Raw genomic sequence first — 3,097 nt, 5'->3', positions numbered from 1 at the left:
CCAGCCGATACGCACTAACAGCGGCGGTTCTTCACCATCGCGGACTTCACGACAGGTGGACATCGCCAGGGTGTAAGAGCAGGCGTTAATCAGCGTCACGGTGGCAATAAAGCAGAGGATGAAGAAGCCCCACATGGTGGCAGTGCTGAGCGGTAAAGCAGCCCAGGTTTCGATAATGGCGCGCGCCACGCCGTGTTGTTCAATCAGCTGCGGGATGTTGAGAATGTTTTTATCCATCAGCAGTAGCGTGTTACTGCCAAGGACTGTCCACAGGATCCAGGTCGACGCAGTCAGGCCCAGCACCATCCCGAAGCACAGTTCACGGACGGTACGACCACGAGAAATACGGGCCAGGAAGATACTCATCTGGATGGCGTAAATGACCCACCACGCCCAGTAGAAGACGGTCCAGCCCTGTGGGAAGCCGCCTTTACCGATGGCATCGGTATAGAACAGCATGCGCGGCAGATACATCAACAGCATGCCGACGGAGTCGGTGAAGTAGTTCATGATGAAGCTGGCGCCGCTGACGATAAACACCCAGCCCAGCATCAGGAAGCTCAGATAGCTACGCACGTCGCTGGCGATCTTGACCCCTTTTTGCAGGCCGCAGGCCACGCAAATGGCGTTCAATATGATCCAGCAGGTAATGATGATTGCGTCGAGTTGCAGCGTATGCGGAATACCGAACAGATACTGCATGCACTCGGTTACCAGCGGAGTGGCCAGACCGAGGCTGGTACCCATCGCGAAGATCAGCGCCACCAGATAGAAGTTATCGACGATGGTGCCGAACAGCCCTTTCGCATGCTTCTCGCCCACTAACGGTACCAGCGTGGAGCTGGGACGGATGACGTCCATCTTGCGCACAAAGAAGAAGTAGGCGAAAGCCACAGAAAGGAAACTGTAGGTTGCCCACGGCAACGGTCCCCAGTGGAACAGGCTGTACGCCAGGCCCAGCTCTTTCGCAGCCGTAGAGTTAGGCGCGAGAGCAAACGGCGGGGTGGAGATGTAGTAGTAGATCTCGATGGAACCCCAGAACAGCACCGCAGCGGATGTACAGGAAGCGAACATCATAAAAATCCAGCTGGCGGTACTAAACTCTGGTTTTTCGTCGCCTAATTTCTTTTTGGCATACGGGCCAAAGACCAACCAGAACCAGCCGAAGAGCATGACGACCATATACCATTCAAATGCCCAGCCCCAGACATTGGTGACATAACTGAATACCGCATTAATAACGACGTTAGCGGCATCGAGATCTCTTACAGTTAGCCAACAAAGTATCCCAACTATTATTAATGGCGGAAAAAAAACCTTCGGTTCAATTCCCGATTTTCTCTTTTCATTTTTCATAAGTGAATTCCAGTGTGAAAACGAAACTTATTTAGCGTGCCCGTGCATGATCGTTTGTTTATTTATTATTAATGATTTGTTGATAACTTTTTAACCTCTGGGAGCGCCTCAGTGAGTAACCCATAATGAGTATTCATATCGGGTGGTTCTGTTATCTTCGTCACACTTTTTTATGCTGAGTAATTCGCTCAAAAATTTGATATTTTTTGTTTATAATCAATTGGTTGGCTGTGGTTTTTTAACTTTTTTAAGTGACTGGCGTTCAATATTGTTGAACCCGCAGACAATATTGAAAATTTTCATATTTGACGTGATTCTTTCAATATTGGTGAGGTGCATAACACTATTGAAAGTTACGAATTTCAATGTGTGACATTTTCAATATTGGTGATTAAGGTTTTATTTCCGAATTAAAGAGCGTGATATCTGTATTTAACACTGCCGATATAAATACGTTTCCTTCATGATTTCTGGAGATGCAATGAAGATAATTACTTGCTACAAATGCGTACCTGATGAACAGGATATTGCGATTAATAATGCTGACGGTTCACTCGATTTCAGCAAAGCGGATGGCAAAATAAGCCAGTATGATCTGAATGCGATCGAAGCGGCTTGTCAGTTGAAACAACAGTCAGGAGAGGCCCAGGTTGTGGCCATGAGCGTCGGCGGCAAAGCGCTGACCAATGCAAAAGGGCGAAAAGATGTGCTTTCACGTGGCCCAGATGAACTGATTGTTGTTATTGACGATCAATTTGAGCAGGCGCTGCCGCAACAAACTGCCAGCGCGCTGGCTGCCGCCGCGCAAAAAGCAGGTTTCGATCTGCTTATTTGCGGTGACGGTTCTTCCGATCTTTATGCTCAGCAGGTTGGTCTGCTGGTGGGCGAAGCGCTGAACGTTCCGGCGATTAACGGCGTGAGTAAAATCCTCTCTCTTACCGACAGCACTCTGACGGTAGAGCGTGAACTGGAAGATGAAGTCGAAACTCTGAGCATTCCGCTTCCGGCGGTGATCGCGGTCTCAACGGACATCAACACCCCACAAATCCCTTCCATGAAAGCCATTCTTGGCGCGGCGAAAAAACCGGTTCAGGTCTGGTCGCCGGCAGACATTGGCCTGAACAGCGCGCAGGCATATTCCGAACAACACGTTGCTGCACCGAAGCAGCGCGAGCGTCAGCGCGTTGTAATTGAAGGTGACGGTGAAGAACAGATTGCCGCGTTTGTCGAGAATCTTCGCAAAATCATTTAATTATCAGGGGATGTTATGAACAAATTTTCCAGTATCTGGGTATTCAGCGATACCCCTTCTCGTCTGCCGGAACTGATGAATGGTGCGCGGGCTTTAGGTGAAAAAGTTAACACGTTTGTGCTGAGTGAAGCGGACTGCGCGACGGCATGCCATTTAGGCGCAGATGATGTCTGGTTACTCAGCGGTAAACCAGAAGACCGTATGGTCGAAGACTACGCTGATGTGATGGCCGAAACTATTCGTCAGCACAGCGAGGGCGGGGCGGTGCTGCTGCCAAATACGCGTCGCGGCAAGCTGTTAGCGGCAAAACTGGGTTTTCGCTTGTCGGCAGCGGTCTCAAATGACGCCAGTGCAGTCGCCGTGCAGGACGGAAAAGCGGCGGTAAAACATATGGTCTACGGCGGCCTGGCGATGGGGGCAGAAACAATCGCTTCGCCGTTCGCCGTGATAACGCTAAGCAGTGGAACGTTTGACGCGCAGCAACCGGAT

2 protein-coding genes and 1 pseudogene are annotated in these 3,097 nt (G+C 50.1%); 2 read left to right on the top strand and 1 reads right to left on the bottom strand.

Annotated features, from left to right (window positions below):
* Positions 1 to 1,356, bottom strand: a 1,356-nt coding sequence (caiT, locus tag FDW87_RS16200) for an L-carnitine/gamma-butyrobetaine antiporter (protein ID WP_252363217.1), incomplete at its 3' end; no start/stop codon positions are given.
* A gap of 481 nt (positions 1,357 to 1,837) precedes the next feature.
* On the opposite strand from caiT, the gene FDW87_RS16195 reads away from it, so the two are divergent.
* Positions 1,838 to 2,608 carry an electron transfer flavoprotein FixA gene (locus FDW87_RS16195; protein WP_109017194.1) on the top strand — a complete coding sequence of 257 codons (771 nt, stop codon included), beginning with the start codon at positions 1,838 to 1,840 and terminating at the stop codon, positions 2,606 to 2,608.
* Positions 2,609 to 2,623: 15 nt separating this feature from the next.
* Positions 2,624 to 3,097: pseudogene (locus tag FDW87_RS22840) on the top strand (nitrogen fixation protein FixB); the annotation flags it as partial.

The organism is Citrobacter sp. wls826, from assembly GCF_005281245.1.
Lineage (GTDB): Bacteria > Pseudomonadota > Gammaproteobacteria > Enterobacterales > Enterobacteriaceae > Citrobacter > Citrobacter braakii.
Note: the sequence above shows the minus strand (reverse complement) of the source record. Positions and strands in the feature narration are given on the sequence as shown.

What these genes read in the sequence shown, in the direction of transcription:
- FDW87_RS16195 (WP_109017194.1), top strand. Translation starts at nt 1,838, where the DNA reads ATGAAGATAATTACTTGCTACAAATGCGTACCTGATGAACAGGATATT.